This window comes from Aquaspirillum sp. (assembly GCF_055136605.1).
In genome coordinates this window covers 19729-36403 of sequence record NZ_JBSQVP010000020.1, presented here as the reverse complement: position 1 = coordinate 36403, position 16675 = coordinate 19729, and the positions used below count along the sequence as shown (strand labels likewise).

Sequence of the window (16675 nt, the reverse complement as noted above, 5' to 3'; positions counted from 1 at the left end):
TAAGATCGTCGGCAGCGTCAGATGTGTATAAGAGACAGTGCTCAATCCGCACATCGTTAAAGAAGCCGGTTGCAAACAGCGCTTTAATCGACGCTTCTGCACGCGCATCAGTGAACGTATCACCGACCTTAATCGGTAAATAGTTGAACACCGTGCCAGGTTCAGTACGTTGTACGCCTTCGACACGAATATCCTTCACCACAAAGGAGGATGCAGCCCAGGCCGGAGCCATGGCCACGCTAACAGCAGCAGCAAGGTAGGAAAGTTTCATAGGAGGCGGTCATCCCGCGAAAAGACGGTTGAAATCGTTAAAAATCGCGAAGAGCATCAAGGTCAGTAACAACACCAAACCGACGCGATAGCCAAAAGCCTGAGCTTGTTCTGATAAAGGTTTTCCCTTCACCAGCTCGGCGACATGATACAGCAAGTGCCCCCCATCCAGCATAGGAATAGGCAACAGGTTTAACACAGCTAGGCTGACACTAATCAAAGCCAAAAACTCGACATAGGACGATACACCACGCCGTGCGGTTTGACCGGCAAAATCAGCGATGGTCAAAGGCCCACTGAGATTTTGCAAACTGACATCACCCAACACCATGCGATAGAACATCGAGAACGACAGGCGCACATCACGCCATGTCCGGCTTACCGCCACCACCAGTCCATCAATCGGGCCAGCTTGTTGTTCAAATTGCAGTTGTGCCAGCCAATCACGATCCACCTGTGGTGCAACACCAATACGAGGAATGCGTTGGCCATTTGTGGTTTCGACCCAGTTTGGTACTACCGAGACAGTAAAACGCTCTGCACCACGCTGTATGGTTAACAACAGCGGCTGTTGTGATTGTCCTTGTTGACGCAGCGCACGAACTAAATCGCCCCACTCTTTGACGGTTTGTGACCCCACGGCTTCAATGGTGTCACCAATGCGCAGGCCAGCTTGAAAGGCAGGTGAGTCCGGTTCAAGCGCAGCCACTTGTGGCAATAAACGTTGTGGCAATAATCCCAACCCAGCAACCGCCGCAGGCTCAGCGGAGAGGCCGCTGTCTTTGGGCGGTGGCAAAGTACGGGTACCGTATTCTGTATGCAGTTGAATCGCTTGTTCTGGCTGTGACAGTGCGTCAAGCAATGCCAAACGCAGCTCGGCCCAATCCTCGATGGTGGTTTCATTGACTCGCTCAACCCTGTCACCCGATTTCACGCCAGCCTGTGCCGCTGGGGTATCTGGCAACACCGTACCAATGAGAGGGCGCAAGGCTTCGGTACCCGACCACGCAAGCGCAGCATAAAACACCACCGCCAACAGCAAATTAGCCGCTGGGCCTGCCGCTACCACGGCCATCCGCGCCAAGACGGGTTGTGCCGCAAAGGTATGGGCACGCCAAGCCTCGGGCATCTGCGGTTCGTAAGTGTCTAGCATTTTGACATAACCACCGAGGGGGATGGGCGCCAATGTCCACTCAGTCCCATGACGATCACGCCAGCTAAACAGCGGTTTACCGAACCCCACCGAAAAGCGCAGAACATGAATCCCAGCACGCCGCGCCACCCAATAGTGGCCCAGCTCGTGAAATGTCACCAAGATACCAATGGCAACTAAGAACGCTAACACCGTGGTTAGCATGTGATTCGCTCCACGTGTTGCAAGGTGTAACTGCGTACAGCCTTATCCAAAGCAAACAAATCATCCAAACACCCACTGTTTGCGTGGGCAAAGTGTGTCAAAGCGTTTTCTACCAATTGGGGAATGGCAGTAAAGCGGATTTTTTCCGCTAAGAAAGCCGCCACTGCAATTTCGTTGGCGGCATTTAACACTGCTGGGGCATCAGCCCCCTGTTCTAATGCAGCAAAAGCCAAGCTTAATGCGGGGAAACGCACAAGGTCTGGTTGTTCAAATGTCAGTGGAGGCAAAGACAAAAAGTCTAAAGCGGCGACACCAGCCGAGATCCTCTCTGGCCATGCCAAAGCATGGGCAATCGGTGTCCGCATATCAGGGGTACCCAATTGGGCTAAGACGGAGCCATCACGGTAGCGCACCATAGAATGGATCACGCTTTGCGGATGCACCACCACTTCAATTTGCTCTGGTGTGGCATCAAACAGCCAGCGTGCTTCAATGACCTCTAAGCCTTTATTCATCAGCGAAGCTGAATCAACAGAAATTTTACGTCCCATCACCCAATTTGGATGCGCACAGGCTTGGGCAGGGGTCACTGAGGAAAGTGCATCAGCAGAGAGTTGTCGAAATGGGCCACCCGAGGCAGTGAGGATAATTTTCTCAACCCCTGCTTCAGCCAATGACACACAATCAGCAGGCAAAGATTGGAAAATCGCATTGTGTTCACTATCGATGGGCAATAAACGTGCGCCAGATTGTGCCACCGCTTCCATAAAAAAGCGGCCGGCCATAACCAAGGCTTCTTTATTGGCCAATAAAACCTTTTTTCCCGCTTGTGCCGCTGCCAAGGCTGGCGGTAAACCCGCCGCCCCGACAATCGCCGCCATCACAGCATCCACCTCGGGATGAGCGGCAATATCTCGCAACGCCTCAGCCCCGTATAACACTTCTGTAGTGCACCCTTGTTCACTTAGGCGCTGTTGTAGCTGGGCAGCGCTTGAAGCTTCGAGCGTCACGGCATAACGAGGATGAAATTGGACACACTGCTGTGCCAATTTATCAATTTGTTGTCCACCGCTTAATGCAAAAACTTGATAGCGGTCGGGGTGTCGCGCCACGACATCGAGGGTATTGACGCCAATCGTCCCTGTCGCACCCAAAACCGTCAGTAATTGTGGCGAGGAAGAAGACATTTGCTGTTTCACGCGATAATCCCGTTCATGTTTGCGATTGGATAACACACTAGAAGGCAGAGAGATAAGCTTGTAACGCCGCCGCAACCGCCAACACGGCAATCAAACTATCAATTCTATCCAGCACGCCACCATGCCCCGGCAGTAATTGGCTAGAGTCTTTCATCCCCGCTTGACGTTTAAACCATGATTCTAATAAATCACCCACAATACTCACTGCGGTCAGCGCCCACGCTACGACCACCCACATCCAAACCGGCAACGCCCACGGCTGTAACAATTTGGTTTGCGCCAAAATAGCAGCATAAATCGCTACCGCGACCAAAGCCCCATAAACCCCTTCCCAACTTTTGCCGGGGCTAATTGCTGGGGCTAATTTACGACGGCCAAAGGTTTTGCCAGAAAAATAGGCAGCCGTATCAGCCAACCAAACCAAGGCCATCAAAGCCAGCAACAAACTGGCAGCAGTTGGACTAGGGCGCCATGTTTGTAATGCACTCCAAGCCGGTAACAACAATAACCATCCCAACCCCATTGCTAACAGAGGTTGCTGTAACAGTGACCAACGCTGTTTTAGCCATAGCGGTGCCACCACAAACCAAAACACTAACACCATGCCATGCACAACCAGTGGCAAAGAATAAGCCACCGTTGCAGAGAACGTAGCCCACGCCCCAAGGCCAGCGCATGACAGCACAAGATAGGTGATTTGTTGTAGACGAGATAACTTGACTAGGCGTGACCATTCCCACAGCCCTAGTACAGTAATCAGCGCAGTAAACGCAGCCCATTGCAGAGAATCAAAAGCAAACAAGGCCGCTAACATCACTGGCAATAACACCAGAGCAGTCAGGACACGCAATTTCAGCATAAGACTAATCCAAGCGACGCAGCGCGGGGTCAAGCTGTTCGCTGGTGCGGCCAAAGCGACGTTCGCGACAACGATAAGAATGCATAGCCGCTTCGAGCGCAGCGCGGTCGAAATCTGGCCATAAAGTTTCGGTGAAATACAACTCGGCATAAGCCAGCTGCCACAGCAAGAAATTACTCACTCGCTGTTCACCACCTGTGCGGATAAATAAATCGGGTTCAGGTGCCTGACCTAGGCACAAATAGGGCTGAAGGTCAGCTTCTTGTACCGGTTGAGAAGGATCGTGACCTGCGGCAAGCAGCTGGTTGACGGCATGTAAGATGTCCCACCGCCCACCGTAGTCGGCAGCAACGGTCAGTACCAAACCTTGGTTATGCGCTGTACGCGCTTCAGCCGCCTCAATACGCGCCACCAAGTCGGCAGAAAAACGGGCACGGTTCCCAATCACTTGCAGGCGAATATCATTGCGGTGGAGGCGTTCTACCTCGCGCTCAAGCACATCCAAGAATAAGCCCATCAAAAAGGACACTTCTTCGAGTGGCCGTCGCCAATTTTCGCTTGAAAAGGCGAACAGCGTCAGGTATTGCACCCCAAGTTCAGAACAAGCGCGCACCGTGGCGCGCACTGCTTCCACCCCGCGTTTATGCCCCGCAATTCGGGGTAAAAAGCGGCGTTTTGCCCAGCGCCCATTGCCATCCATAATGATGGCAATGTGGCGGGGAACGGCATCTACCGTGGGCAGAGTTTGCGTGCTACTGGGCAAAGGGTAATGCTCCTTAGATTTCCATCAGCTCTTTTTCTTTTTCTGCCAAAGCTTTGTCGATTTCGGCGACAAACTTGTCAGTCAGCTTTTGGATGTCTTCTTGGGCACGACGCTCTTCGTCTTCGGTAATCGCTTTGTCTTTCAACAAATTTTTCAGATCGTTATTGCTATCACGGCGCACATTGCGAACGGCCACACGGGCGTTTTCTGCTTCACCTTTCACGATTTTGGTTAAATCGCGACGACGTTCTTCAGTCAACATCGGCATTGGCACACGAATTAAATCGCCATTAGAAGCAGGATTCAGACCCAAATCAGAGTCACGAATCGCTTTTTCAATTTTTGCCGCCATGCCCTTTTCCCATGCTTGCACCCCGATGGTACGCGCATCGATCAGCGTGACATTACCGACTTGGTTAATCGGTGTGGGCGAACCGTAATAATCGACGGTAATATGGTCGAGCAAACCGGTATGAGCGCGACCAGTCCGCACTTTGGTCAAATCGGTTTTGAAGGTTTCTAGGGTTTTTTGCATCCGCTGTTCAGCAGATTTTTTAACATCATTAATCATTGGAAATCACACTCCAAAGCAAGGGTTGGAGAAAAAAATGTTTAGCAGTGTACCAGTGTGCCTTCATCATCGCCAAGCACCACACGGCGCAGACCGCCTTCTTTGAAAATGCTAAACACTTTGATATTCAGTTTTTGGTCACGACATAATGCCAATGCAGTGGCATCCATGACTTTCAGATTTTTAATAATTGCTTCATCAAAAGTCAGTTTTTGATAACGGGTGGCTTCGGGATTTTTCTTTGGATCGTCCGTGTAAACGCCGTCAACCTTGGTGGCTTTTAACATTACATCGACATTCATTTCCATCCCACGCAACGCAGCAGCGGTGTCAGTGGTAAAGAAAGGATTACCAGTCCCTGCGGCAAAAATCACCACTTTGCCATCTTCCAAATACTGCAATGCCTTGCTGCGAATATAGGGCTCGGCAATCTGCTGCATGGTTAAGGCCGATTGCACACGAGCGGACATACCACGACGACTCATGGCATCTTTCAACGCCAGCGCATTCATCACGGTTGCCAACATCCCCATATAGTCTGCTGTGGCACGATCCATCCCAGCAGCAGTCGGTGCCACACCACGGAAGATATTGCCACCACCGATTACGATTGCAATTTGCACACCGAAAGCGAGCACTTCTTGAATTTGGGTCACAATTTGTTCGATGGTTTCACGGTTGATACCGTAGCTGTCATCCCCCATCAGGGCTTCGCCGGACAGTTTCAGCAGGATGCGCCGATAGGCCGGGGTGCGGGTTTCGCTCATGACTTAGACCTTTATAAATGCTTAAAAGATAAAACAGTGACAATCGGAATTGCCAAATCAGCAAACTTGAACCAAGCAAATTTCCTCATTTGGCATACCCAATCAGTATGTTCGAAAAAAGGCACCTCATAACCGAGGTGCCTTTTCGCGTAAGAAAACAGAAATTACGCTTTGCTTGCAGCAGCAGCGGCAGCAGCCACTTCAGCAGCGTAATCTTCCTGTTTTTTCTCGATGCCTTCGCCCACGATGAACATGGTGAAACGATTCACTTTCGAGGATTTTTCAGCCAACAGTTTTTCAACGGTTTGGTCTGGGTTTTTCACGAAAGCTTGGCCCAATAAGGTGACTTCGGCCAAGTATTTAGTGATACGACCTTCAACCATTTTCGCCACGATATCAGCAGGTTTGCCAGATTCAGCAGCTTGAGCGGTGTAGATACGACGTTCGGATTCTAAGGTTTCTGCAGGCACTTCATCTTTCGATACGCAGATTGGCTTAGAAGCTGCGATGTGCATTGCAATATCTTTACCCACTTGCTCTTCAGCACCGTCAAAATCAACCAACACGCCAATTTTCGAACCGTGCAGATAAGCAGCCAATTTGCCAGCGGTTTCATAGCGAACAAAGCGACGAACAGAGATGTTTTCGCCCAGTTTCGCGATCACTGCCTTACGTTCTGCTTCCAAAGCACCATCATTAGCAGCCATCAGCGCTTCAACATCAGCTGGGTTAACAGCCAACACCGATTTAGCAGCGGCATTGGCAAAAGCCAAGAAGCTGTCATCTTTTGCCACAAAGTCAGTTTCGCAGTTGACTTCTAACAACACGCCGTGTTGGCCTTCGATCAAGTGAGCAATCACGCCTTCGGCAGCGGTACGGCCAGCCAATTTACCTGCTTTCGCACCCGATTTAATACGCAGGATTTCTTCAGCTTTTTTGATATCGCCTTCTGCTTCAACCAAGGCTTTTTTGCATTCCATCATGCCCAGACCGGTTGCGGCACGCAGATCGGCCACCATTTTTGCGCTAATTTCAGCCATTGAATGACTCCTGAATAAATAGAATTACGGTTGTGAGGCCACAGCCGTGAAAGATACGATTTTGGCAATTACCGTTTGATGACAAGCGGCAATAACGCCACATTCAAAAAAAGGGGCATACGCCCCTTTTTCCTTAGACTGTCTCGAGCAGATTACTCAGCAGCGGCAGCTTGTGCTTCAGCAGCAGCGGCAACCACTTCTTGCAGCGATTGTGCTTTGCCTTCCAACACGGCATCAGCGATACCACGAGCGTACAGACGAATTGCGCGAGCAGAGTCGTCGTTACCAGGGATCACATAGTTCACGCCGTCTGGGCTGTTGTTGGTATCCACCACGCCAATCACTGGAATACCCAGTTTTTGTGCTTCGCTCACTGCGCCTTTTTGGTAGCCAGTGTCGATAATGAAGATTGCGTCAGGCAAACCTTTCATTTCGCGGATACCGCCCAAGCTGCGGTCGAGTTTTTCGACTTCGCGTTGCAGGTCCAACATTTCTTTTTTGTTGTAACCGGCATCAGCATTGGTCAACAAGGCTTGTTTGTCTTCCAGACGCTTGATCGATTGTTTGACGGTTTTGAAGTTAGTCAACATACCGCCCAACCAGCGTTGGTCAACGTAAGGCATACCAGCGCGTGCGGCTTCTTCGCGCACGATGTCACGAGCTTGACGCTTTGTACCCACGAACAACACGGTACCTTTGTTTGCAGTCAAACGACGCACATAGTTTTGTGCTTCGAGGAACAAAGGCAGGGTTTTTTCGAGGTTGATGATATGAATCTTGTTGCGGCTGCCAAAAATGTACTGAGACATTTTTGGGTTCCAGAAGCGAGTTTGGTGACCAAAGTGCACGCCAGCTTCGAGCATTTGGCGCATAGTAACTTGAGTGGACATCAGTAATTCCTGAAAATCAAAGGGTTATTCCGCCATTCGCGCGGTTGACCTAAAGGCACCCTTTGGCGCGAATGTGAGTAATACGCGCTAACTCATTAGCGCGGCGCGAGAGGATAGCACAGAAGGCACAACCGCTTCAATGTAAAACTAACGCGGCGGTAACGGCAAAATGGCACTGCCGTCATACACCAGCAAAGCAAATAGCTGTTCGCTTAGCTCACGTAACTGTTGCAACTGAGCACCATCCGTAGGCATGTCTTGCTGTTGTTGGCCGAGTAATTGGCGTGCTAATTGATGAATTTCGCGATGTAAACGGTCGATTTCAGCAAACAATGCCGGCGAACCATAGCGGGTTAAATCTTCTTGCAACAGCCATTGACCAAAACGGCATTGAGTTTCATCTAATGCAGGCAAAGGTATGGCAGAAGGGGCGGATGAGAGGTGTGATTCAATCGCACGAATCCACGCCCGATGTTCCACCGCTGCAAATAATAATGGCAATAGATCACGGCTGGCCCGCGAAAGACTGCGCCAGCGCACAGGCGGCTGCCAAGTTGCCAACCACGCCGCCACCTGTTCCGCCGGCATGGGATGTGCAATAGCAAATCCCTGCGCCAACTCACATCCTAAACGTAATAAAAAATTACCTTGCTCTTCTGACTCCACGCCCTCTGCCACCACACGGCAGCGGAAAGCATGAGCCAGCCCTAACACGCCCTCGAGCATCGCCAAATCATCAGGGTCGTTCAACATATTGCCAACAAAACGATGATCAATTTTAAGCTGACTGGCGGACAGACGGCGGATATAGTCAAGCGAACTATAACCAGTGCCAAAATCATCCAATGCCACAGCCACCCCCAAGGCATTGCAGGCGCGAATCGCCTCCGATGTTGCCGCCATATCATCGAGTGCGCTGGTTTCTATGATTTCTAAACACAGACTAAAACGCGGTAATTCAGGGTAACGCGCCAGCACCTCACCCAAAAATGGCAGAAATGCAGACGATTGAAATTGTCGGGCACTCAGATTGACACTGACAGAAATCGATAAACCTTGCGTTTGCCATTGCAACATTTGTTGTAGCGCGGAATGCACCACCCATTCACCCAGCTGCAAACACAACTTATCATTATCTAAAATAGGTAGAAAATCTCGCGGTAAAACAACCGTGTCTGAATCGGGCTGCCAGCGCAACAGTGCCTCGACCGCCATCAGTTCACCCGTGCGCATATTGACTTGTGGCTGATACAACAAGAAAAATTCGCCCAAAGTAAATGCTTGGTGCAAACGTTCTAAGCGTTGATGCAACTCACGCGCCCGTTTGTCTTCTTCGGGATCAAAAAAACGATAGCGATTCTTACCGCTTTGTTTCGCACGATACATCGCTTGATCGGCTTGGCGGAGTAGGAAATCGGCATCAACCGCGCCATGCACAGGATAGAGGGCAACCCCAATGCTGGCCGACACTTGCAGCTGTGCATCACCAAATGCCACCGGCTGTGCTGCCGCCCCTAACAAACGATCAAGCAAGATGATCGTATCAGCATGTTCCGATAGATCAGTGACCACCGCCACGAATTCATCACCACCTAACCGTGCGACGGTATCGGTCTCGCGTAAAGCTTGCCGCATTCGCCGCGCCACAGTGGTCAACAGCACGTCACCTGCTTGATGACCATAGGTGTCATTCACCGCCTTGAAGCCATCCAAATCAATATAAATCAAGGCAATTTTGCTATTTTGGCGATGGGTATGACGCATTTCTTGGCTCAGACGATCAGCCAACAAAGCGCGGTTTGGCAAACCCGTCAAAGCATCAAAATGGGCCAGCCGTTCTAGTTGTTGTTGTTGCTGTTTTTGTAGCGTGATATCCGTAAAGAAACAGACATAATGAGAAATCACCCCGCGACCATCGTAAACCGCACTGATCATCAACTGGGCAATAAACAATTCACCATTCTTACGCTGATTCCACACCTCACCCTGCCATTGCCCCTGCTGTTGGAGATATGACCATAGATTGTCATCAAAAGCAGCTTGATGCTGTAGCGCATTCAATAGATAGGGAGGCTGATTGAGTAGCTCATCGCGGGGATAACCAGTCATATCACTCAAAGCAGCATTACATTCGATGATATGACCATCCGGCGCGGTAATCATGATGCCTTCAGAGGCGTGGGTAAACACCGTTGCGGCAAGGCGCGCATCCGCTTCACGATCATGTCGCAGGATGGCATAGCGGATGGCTTTTCTGACGTTACTGCCATCGGTGCCTTTACTGAGAAAATCTTCTGCGCCGGCGGCAATCGCTGTTTGAATGGTTTCGTGCTGGTCCAGCCCCGTTAGCACCACAATCGGCGCATCAGGTAATAATTTACGGCAGCTGGCCACCGTTGAGATGCCAAAAGAATCTGGCAAATTAAGGTCGAGCAATACCACATCGGGGTGAATCCCTTGGTGGATTTTGCGTTCAGCTGCCGCCAGACTTTCGACAATATGAACATCAAATGCGGTTGGACTGCGCTCTAAAAGCTGCCATCGAATCAGTTGTGCATCACCAGGATCATCCTCGATCACAAGCACAACAGGGCAAGCGGCGGGTGTGCTGGTAGGATCGGGATACATGGATTTTTCCTATGTGAAGAACAAAAAAGACTGAAAGCATATCAAATTTTCATCAAGCAACCAAAGCATCTATTGCCATTTCTGGTTGAGCTTGCCATTTTGGCAACGAAAAATAAAACATACTGCCACACCCTTCGCCAGCAGATTCAATCCAAATTTTTCCACCATGTCGCTCAACAATTTTACGGCACACCGCCAGCCCCACCCCGCTGCCCTCATATTCATTACGAGTATGCAAACGCTGAAAGACTTTGAACAAGCGGTGGAATTGGTTTGGCGCAACACCAATCCCATTATCTTTGACACAAAATAACCACCCTTCCTCATCCTTCGCTTCTACAGTGATGACGATATGGGGGGTGCGATCTCGTGCGCGATATTTGATTGCGTTACCAATTAAATTTTGAAATAAACGGGTCAGTTCATCACGAGAGGCGTGTAATTGTGGCCACTCGCCAAGGATGTCGATGTGCGCTTGTGCTTCATGAATCGCTGGCGACAAAAAATGCAATGCTTCATCAAGACGTTCACGACTGTCCACTACGGCCAAAGGTGACCCTTTGCGCCCAACCCGAGAGTATTCCAACAACGACACCAACATCTGATCCATACGCAACGCACCATCACGAACAAAGAACATCATCTGTTGTGTATCGGTGTTGAGATGTTGTGCCAAACTTTGTTCCAACAGTTGCACATAGCTGCTGATCATTCGCAGGGGTTGGCGTAGATCATGCGAAGCAACATAGGCAAACTGTTCTAATTCGGCATTGGAACGAGCCAGTTCCTCGCGTTGTAGCGCCAATAAACGTTCGGTTTCTTTACGTTGCGTAATGTCGCGATAAATCGCCAAGAAGTGAGGCTGATTTTCTAATTCCACCCGTTGCACTGTGACATGGACAGTGATCAGACTGCCATCTTGCTTGCGGTGTAGCGTTTCAAAATCGTCATAACCCTCGGTTAACAGATGTTCGAAACGAGCAGCAGTTTCTTCTGGATGTTCATAGGCATCGTATGCTGGAATCGGCAAAAGCGCGAAATCGTCTGCGCTATAACCCAGCTGTTGATGGGCAGCAGGATTGAATTGCACAGGTAAAGCGGTTTCAGGGTCGATCAATACCACCCCATCTGGCAACATATCGAACAGACTACGCATCCGTGCCTCGCTGCTGCGTAAGGCAAACTCGGCTTGTTTACGGCGGCTGATATCAGTATGGGTGCCAGCCATCCACAGTGGTTTGCCTTCTGCATCCCATGAAATAACCTTGCCACGGTCTAACACCCACACCCAATGCCCTTCACGGTGCAGCATCCTGACTTCAACCTCGTAACAATCTATTTCACCTGCAAAGTGCGCGTTGAGTAAGGATTCTGAGGCGGCAAAATCTTCTGGATGGGCAAACTTTAACCATGTGTTGATGTTGATGGGTTGGAGTTCGTCTAATCGATAGCCAATGATTTCTGCCCATCGTTCATTAAAACGGGTTTCACCTGAAGGAATATGCCATTCCCACGTACCAACACCGGTTCCCCACAAAATATTGCTTAAACGCTGCCGTTCTTGTTCAAGATGGTGTTCCAGCGTTTTGAGATGGGTTTGGTCAAACAAATAGCCACGGATATGCAGCAGTTCACCTTTATCATCGAATACCAGACGGGTGAAGTCGTAATACCAGCGGTAGTCACCGTCCTTGTGTTGAATTCGATAGCTTTGTTCAAAGTGCAGCGTCTTGGAATGAATATAAGATGCCACCTCGGCTGCGACTCGAGATTGATCTTCAGGATGAATTAAATCAAAGAAGTGGAAATCATCAGCAAAGACTTCGTGTTTTTGATAGCCGAGCACCGCCGCCACGTTATCGGACACATGACGCAACGGCCATCCGGGTGTGGGTTGCCAACTCATCACGGTCACCGGGCCAGAAGCAAAGAGTTGGAGCTCTTCTTCTAGATGTTGTTGTGCGATTTTGCGTAGGCCAATATCGTGCCAAGTGACCAAGACACAGTCTTCACCCTCAGCAGAAAACGAAGATAGTGAGACCTCAGCAAAAAATAAGCTGCCGTCAGCACGAATATGAGTCCATTCGAAGCGTTGTTGTGGTTCACCATCACTTAACAACTGCATCAAACTACTGGCTTTTTGCTCGGATAATTCGCCATCTGGCTGATAACGTGGCGATAATTCACCCGGGGTTTTACCAATAATGGCACGGCTATCACCATAGCCTAAGATATTCAACGCAATCGGATTGCAATCGACAAATCGACCTTGTCGAATCACCAGCGCAGGTTCAGGAAAATGATGTAATACCAAACGAAGGTAGTGATGTTTTTTCTGGCTTGTTTGCCATTGCCACCAAAGCACAGCGCAAAGGCACAACAACAGGAAGGCGATCAACCATGGAAACAACGGTGAAGCCATGATGACAGACTCTGAGTAAGGTCGAGTATTTGCTATCGCAGCACCACTAACGATAGCACCTATTAACAGCAAACAAATCTGTCCCCAGACACGAGACATGATTTTATCCCTGTCTAAAAGTTGACAAAAACAATTATATCACAAAGAAATATTTTTTGTTTAATTTTTACAAAAAAGCCATTTATATCAATTAATACAAATTCTCAACCACTAATAACCACGGACGACCCCCTGCTTCGAGCTGAATCTTGCCATTTTCATCTAATTGGACACGAATTTTTGTCACTGAATTACGCACATTGCCACCAATTGCATAGAGATAAGGCTGCTCAATGTTCACCACCACATCACAATGCATCGGCGCACGCGACAGCTGTTCAACTTGCTGCCACGCCACCTCGGTTCGTACGGCACAAATCAAATCGCCGACCTGTGGTGCATAGGCTGTTCGTTCATGGACTCGAAAATAAGGCGAAGGGTGATCCAATAGATATCGCAAGTATTGCCAATGTGCTGCACGAGAGGGCAACACGGTTTCTGGCACACCGGCTTGCCGCATCGCCCAAGAAATAAACACCGCCGACCACGGCTGCGTACACACATTCGACTGGGTAAAACCCGTTCGCCCAACTGCACACCAATACTGTTGAATTCGCTCCACATACTGCGGCGCATCATCTTCCCACGCACCAAGGCGCGGAATACTGGCAATGCCCTGTTCAATTTGTAAGGTTTGTTGACCAAAAAAGACCCATTCATCGTTTACCACTTGCACCAAACGCTGTTTGATTTCTGCCGTAGGGACTTCGGCAGTTGCCACAGGCTCACAACTGCGGTTGGGCAACGATGCGGCAAAACCAAGCGGAGGACACAACAAAGATGGAGTTAAAGGTGGGCAGCGAAGGGGAGAGGTCGCTGATGAGGCAGCGGTGGGAGAATGCGCGCAACCAGTCAGCCAAAGAAAAAACGGCAGCAATAAAAACAAACAGCCCTGTGCAAAACAGGGCTGTTGTTGTGCTGACGCAGTAAATAACGCCATACCCTAATTACAGGGTCAAACCGCCGGTTACTTCAATTGCTGCACCGTTGATGTAGCTAGCATCATCAGAGGCCAAGAAAGCATACACGCTGGCGATTTCTTTTGGATCGGCCATACGTTTCATTGGCACTTTTTCTTCCATTGCCTGAATCACTTTTTCTGGCATGGATTTCAGGATTGGGGTAGCAACAAAGCCAGGGCACACGGCGTTAGCGCGGATGCCTTTTTTACCCAATTCTTTTGCCCAAGTTTTGACGAAACCGATCACGCCAAATTTGGTAGCAGCATAGTTGGTTTGACCGAAGTTACCGTACACGCCAACCACGGAGGAAGCGTTCAGAATCACGCCAGAACCTTGTGCAACCATGGTGTCAACCACTGCACGAGCGCAGTTGTAAACACCGCGCAAGTTGATGTCGATCACTTTATCGAATTGGTCGTCAGTCATTTTGAGCAACTGAGCATCTTGCACGATGCCCGCATTGTTCACTAATACATCGATACGGCCAAAGCGAGTTTTCAGGTCGCCAACCATGTCTGCGATCTGCGCTTTGTTGGTGACATTCACCACATAGCCAACAGCTTCACCGCCAGCAGCTTTGATTTCGTTGACGACAGCGTCAATCGCTTCTTGATTCAAATCGCAAACGGCAACAATTGCGCCTTCTTGGGCGAATTTCAGGGCTGTTGCATGGCCGATGCCGCTGGCACCGCCGGTGATGATCGAGACTTTACCTTGCAAACGCATGATCTGTTCCTTTGTACACTCGAGAATCGTAAGGCTACTCGAACTCGGGCCAATCAAACCCGAGCCGAGCGCATTATCTCCACCATCCGCCTTCTTGTTTTTATCCGGTTGCTTATTCATAAAATGGGGATAAGCAACTCAGGGAAGCGGTCTCACGACACGGCCAACAAAACGCGGCTGTGTAAACGTGATGATTTCTGCACTGCAAAATTTATCGTGCAGTGCAGAATGCCGAGAGTATAACCACAGGCTTTCACTCGGTAAAGTTATTGCAGAAAAATTTCACAAAACGATCATATTTGATTCGTTACCCAACGCGCGAGAAGCCTCGGGGTTCAGCCCGAGGTCAAGAACGCAGACGCTGAAAACAGACAGCAGGTAATCGAAACGCTTAGCTTAAACCACGCGAGGCCAAGTAATCCTCATAATTGCCCATGTAATGCTCATAGCCCCCTTTGCCGTCAAGCTCGAGGATTTGCGTGGCCAACGAGCTCACAAATTGGCGGTCATGCGACACAAAAATCAACGTGCCTTTGTACTTTTCCAAGGCCATGTTGAGCGATTCAATCGACTCCATATCCATGTGGTTGGTCGGTTCATCCATAATCAGCACATTTGGCTTGGTCAAAATCAGCTTGCCGTACAACATCCGACCTTTTTCACCGCCGGATAACACGCGCACTGGCTTGCTCACATCATCGCCACCAAACAACAAGCGGCCTAACGTGCCACGCACCACTTGCTCGTCATCCCCTTCTTGGGTCCATTGTCGCATCCACTCCGTCAGATTCATGTCAGTGTCAAAATCAGACTCGTGATCTTGGGCGTAATAACCGACTTGCGCCTTATCCGCCCATTTAATGGTGCCGGCGTCTGCAGTGACACCAGCGGCATTTGCTGCCTCGTATGCCCCCGCCAACAGTTTCACCAATGTCGATTTACCGGCACCGTTCGGGCCAATAATCGCCAAGCGTTGGCCTGCTTCAAGGATAAAGTCCATCTTTTGGAACAAGGGTTGATCAAACGATTTTGACAGTCCGGCAGTTTCCACCGCTTGACGGTGCAGCTTTTGTTTGTCGTCTAACTCAAAGCGGATAAATGGGTTTTGGCGGCTCGATGGTTTGACATCCACCATTTCTGATTTGAGCTTATCAACTTGTTTCAGCCGGCTGGTGGCTTGGCGAGCTTTTGATTTATTAGCCGAGAAACGCGCCACGAATTCTTGCAATTCTTGGATACGTTCTTTTGCCTTCGCATTCGACGACAGTTGGCGTTCACGCGCTTGTGCCGAAGCAATCATGTAGTCGTCGTAATTGCCGGGGTAAATCCGGATGGTGTTGTAATCCAAGTCTGCCATGTGGGTACAGACTTCATTTAAGAAGTGACGATCGTGCGAAATGATAATCATGGTGCAATTACGATCGTTCAACACATGCTCTAACCAACGAATCGTATTGATGTCCAAGTTGTTGGTCGGTTCATCTAACAACAAAACATCAGGATTGGAGAACAGCGCTTGCGCCAACAACACCCGCAGTTTGAAACCCGGCGCCACTTCGCGCATGGGGCCGTTGTGTAATTCGGTCGGAATGCCGACACCTAACAACAATTCGCCTGCTCGTGCCTCGGCGGTATAGCCATCGTATTCCGCAAATTTGGCTTCCAACTCAGCGGCACGCATGTAGTCGTCTTCGGTTGCTTCGAGGTTGGCATAAATCGCATCGCGTTCGCTCATTGCCGCCCACATTTCAGTGTGTCCCATCAACACAACGTCGAGCACCCGCTGGTCTTCATAGGCAAACTGATCTTGGCGCAACTTACCCAAACGCATGCCGGGTTCTAAGGAAACATTACCCGACGTTGGCTCTAAATCGCCGCCGAGTATCTTCATGAAAGTCGATTTACCGGAACCATTGGCACCGATGAGACCATAACGATTGCCCTCGCCGAACTTTACAGAAACATTTTCGAACAAGGGTTTGGCACCGAACTGCATGGTGATATTGGCTGTGGTAATCACGAAGTGGCCTTTGCTAACTGACTGTATCAAAGAAAGAAAGTGGGCGATTGTAGCACAGCACACGCTAACATTCTGCGTAGGGCGAAAGAGGGATTCACGCCG

Annotated in this window: 14 protein-coding genes; all 14 read right to left on the bottom strand. The window is 49.8% G+C overall.

Annotated elements, in window-relative coordinates; translation table 11 throughout:
* Positions 1-271: POTRA domain-containing protein (locus ACTBZS_RS05185; RefSeq protein WP_463043478.1), on the bottom strand; the 271-nt coding region annotated here is incomplete at its 3' end.
* Between the two features lie 9 nt (positions 272-280).
* A complete protein-coding gene (rseP, locus tag ACTBZS_RS05180) occupies positions 281-1627 on the bottom strand; it encodes an RIP metalloprotease RseP (protein WP_463043477.1) in 1347 nt (448 codons plus the stop codon).
* Positions 1621-2814, bottom strand: coding sequence for a 1-deoxy-D-xylulose-5-phosphate reductoisomerase (gene ispC / locus ACTBZS_RS05175; RefSeq protein WP_460430798.1), 1194 nt, complete (start codon positions 2812-2814; stop codon positions 1621-1623). The genes rseP and ispC overlap by 7 nt, the downstream gene beginning before the upstream one ends.
* 49 nt (positions 2815-2863) lie before the next feature.
* On the bottom strand, positions 2864-3685 hold the full coding sequence (locus ACTBZS_RS05170; RefSeq protein WP_463043476.1) for a phosphatidate cytidylyltransferase: 822 nt from the start codon (positions 3683-3685) through the stop codon (positions 2864-2866).
* Positions 3686-3689: 4 nt separating this feature from the next.
* Positions 3690-4448: a polyprenyl diphosphate synthase gene (gene uppS / locus ACTBZS_RS05165; RefSeq protein WP_460430800.1), complete on the bottom strand. Its 759-nt coding sequence runs from the start codon at positions 4446-4448 to the stop codon at positions 3690-3692.
* 13 nt (positions 4449-4461) lie between these two features.
* A complete protein-coding gene (gene frr, locus ACTBZS_RS05160; protein WP_022653120.1) occupies positions 4462-5019 on the bottom strand; it encodes a ribosome recycling factor in 558 nt (185 codons plus the stop codon).
* Positions 5020-5060: 41 nt separating this feature from the next.
* On the bottom strand, positions 5061-5786 hold the full coding sequence (gene pyrH, locus ACTBZS_RS05155) for a UMP kinase (RefSeq protein ID WP_460430801.1): 726 nt from the start codon (positions 5784-5786) through the stop codon (positions 5061-5063).
* Between the two features lie 164 nt (positions 5787-5950).
* Positions 5951-6826 (bottom strand): translation elongation factor Ts, encoded by an 876-nt coding sequence (gene tsf / locus ACTBZS_RS05150; protein WP_460430802.1) that lies wholly within the window; start codon positions 6824-6826, stop codon positions 5951-5953.
* Positions 6827-6978: 152 nt separating this feature from the next.
* Positions 6979-7716, bottom strand: a complete 738-nt coding sequence (gene rpsB, locus ACTBZS_RS05145; protein ID WP_460430803.1) for a 30S ribosomal protein S2 — start codon at positions 7714-7716, stop codon at positions 6979-6981.
* Between the two features lie 147 nt (positions 7717-7863).
* The gene (locus tag ACTBZS_RS05140) at positions 7864-10344 is read right to left on the bottom strand and encodes an EAL domain-containing protein (RefSeq protein ID WP_463043475.1); all 2481 of its coding nucleotides are present in this window, start codon (positions 10342-10344) and stop codon (positions 7864-7866) included.
* 52 nt (positions 10345-10396) lie between these two features.
* Positions 10397-12766 carry a PAS domain-containing sensor histidine kinase gene (locus tag ACTBZS_RS05135; RefSeq protein WP_463043474.1) on the bottom strand — a complete coding sequence of 790 codons (2370 nt, stop codon included), beginning with the start codon at positions 12764-12766 and terminating at the stop codon, positions 10397-10399.
* 190 nt (positions 12767-12956) lie between these two features.
* Positions 12957-13805: a DUF2272 domain-containing protein gene (locus ACTBZS_RS05130; protein WP_463043473.1), complete on the bottom strand. Its 849-nt coding sequence runs from the start codon at positions 13803-13805 to the stop codon at positions 12957-12959.
* 7 nt (positions 13806-13812) lie between these two features.
* On the bottom strand, positions 13813-14553 hold the full coding sequence (locus ACTBZS_RS05125; RefSeq protein WP_460430807.1) for a beta-ketoacyl-ACP reductase: 741 nt from the start codon (positions 14551-14553) through the stop codon (positions 13813-13815).
* A gap of 391 nt (positions 14554-14944) precedes the next feature.
* Positions 14945-16573 carry an ABC-F family ATPase gene (locus ACTBZS_RS05120; protein WP_460430808.1) on the bottom strand — a complete coding sequence of 543 codons (1629 nt, stop codon included), beginning with the start codon at positions 16571-16573 and terminating at the stop codon, positions 14945-14947.
* Between the last annotated feature and the right edge of the window lie 102 nt (positions 16574-16675).

Excerpts from the sequence above, each read along its gene's own strand:
- rseP (WP_463043477.1), bottom strand. The coding sequence starts at position 1,627 with ATGCTAACCACGGTGTTAGCGTTCTTAGTTGCCATTGGTATCTTGGTG.
- ispC (WP_460430798.1), bottom strand. The coding sequence starts at position 2,814 with ATGTCTTCTTCCTCGCCACAATTACTGACGGTTTTGGGTGCGACAGGG.
- ACTBZS_RS05170 (WP_463043476.1), bottom strand. The coding sequence starts at position 3,685 with ATGCTGAAATTGCGTGTCCTGACTGCTCTGGTGTTATTGCCAGTGATG.
- frr (WP_022653120.1), bottom strand. The coding sequence starts at position 5,019 with ATGATTAATGATGTTAAAAAATCTGCTGAACAGCGGATGCAAAAAACC.
- pyrH (WP_460430801.1), bottom strand. The coding sequence starts at position 5,786 with ATGAGCGAAACCCGCACCCCGGCCTATCGGCGCATCCTGCTGAAACTG.
- tsf (WP_460430802.1), bottom strand. The coding sequence starts at position 6,826 with ATGGCTGAAATTAGCGCAAAAATGGTGGCCGATCTGCGTGCCGCAACC.
- rpsB (WP_460430803.1), bottom strand. The coding sequence starts at position 7,716 with ATGTCCACTCAAGTTACTATGCGCCAAATGCTCGAAGCTGGCGTGCAC.
- ACTBZS_RS05140 (WP_463043475.1), bottom strand. The coding sequence starts at position 10,344 with ATGTATCCCGATCCTACCAGCACACCCGCCGCTTGCCCTGTTGTGCTT.
- ACTBZS_RS05135 (WP_463043474.1), bottom strand. The coding sequence starts at position 12,766 with ATGGCTTCACCGTTGTTTCCATGGTTGATCGCCTTCCTGTTGTTGTGC.
- ACTBZS_RS05130 (WP_463043473.1), bottom strand. The coding sequence starts at position 13,805 with ATGGCGTTATTTACTGCGTCAGCACAACAACAGCCCTGTTTTGCACAG.
- ACTBZS_RS05125 (WP_460430807.1), bottom strand. The coding sequence starts at position 14,553 with ATGCGTTTGCAAGGTAAAGTCTCGATCATCACCGGCGGTGCCAGCGGC.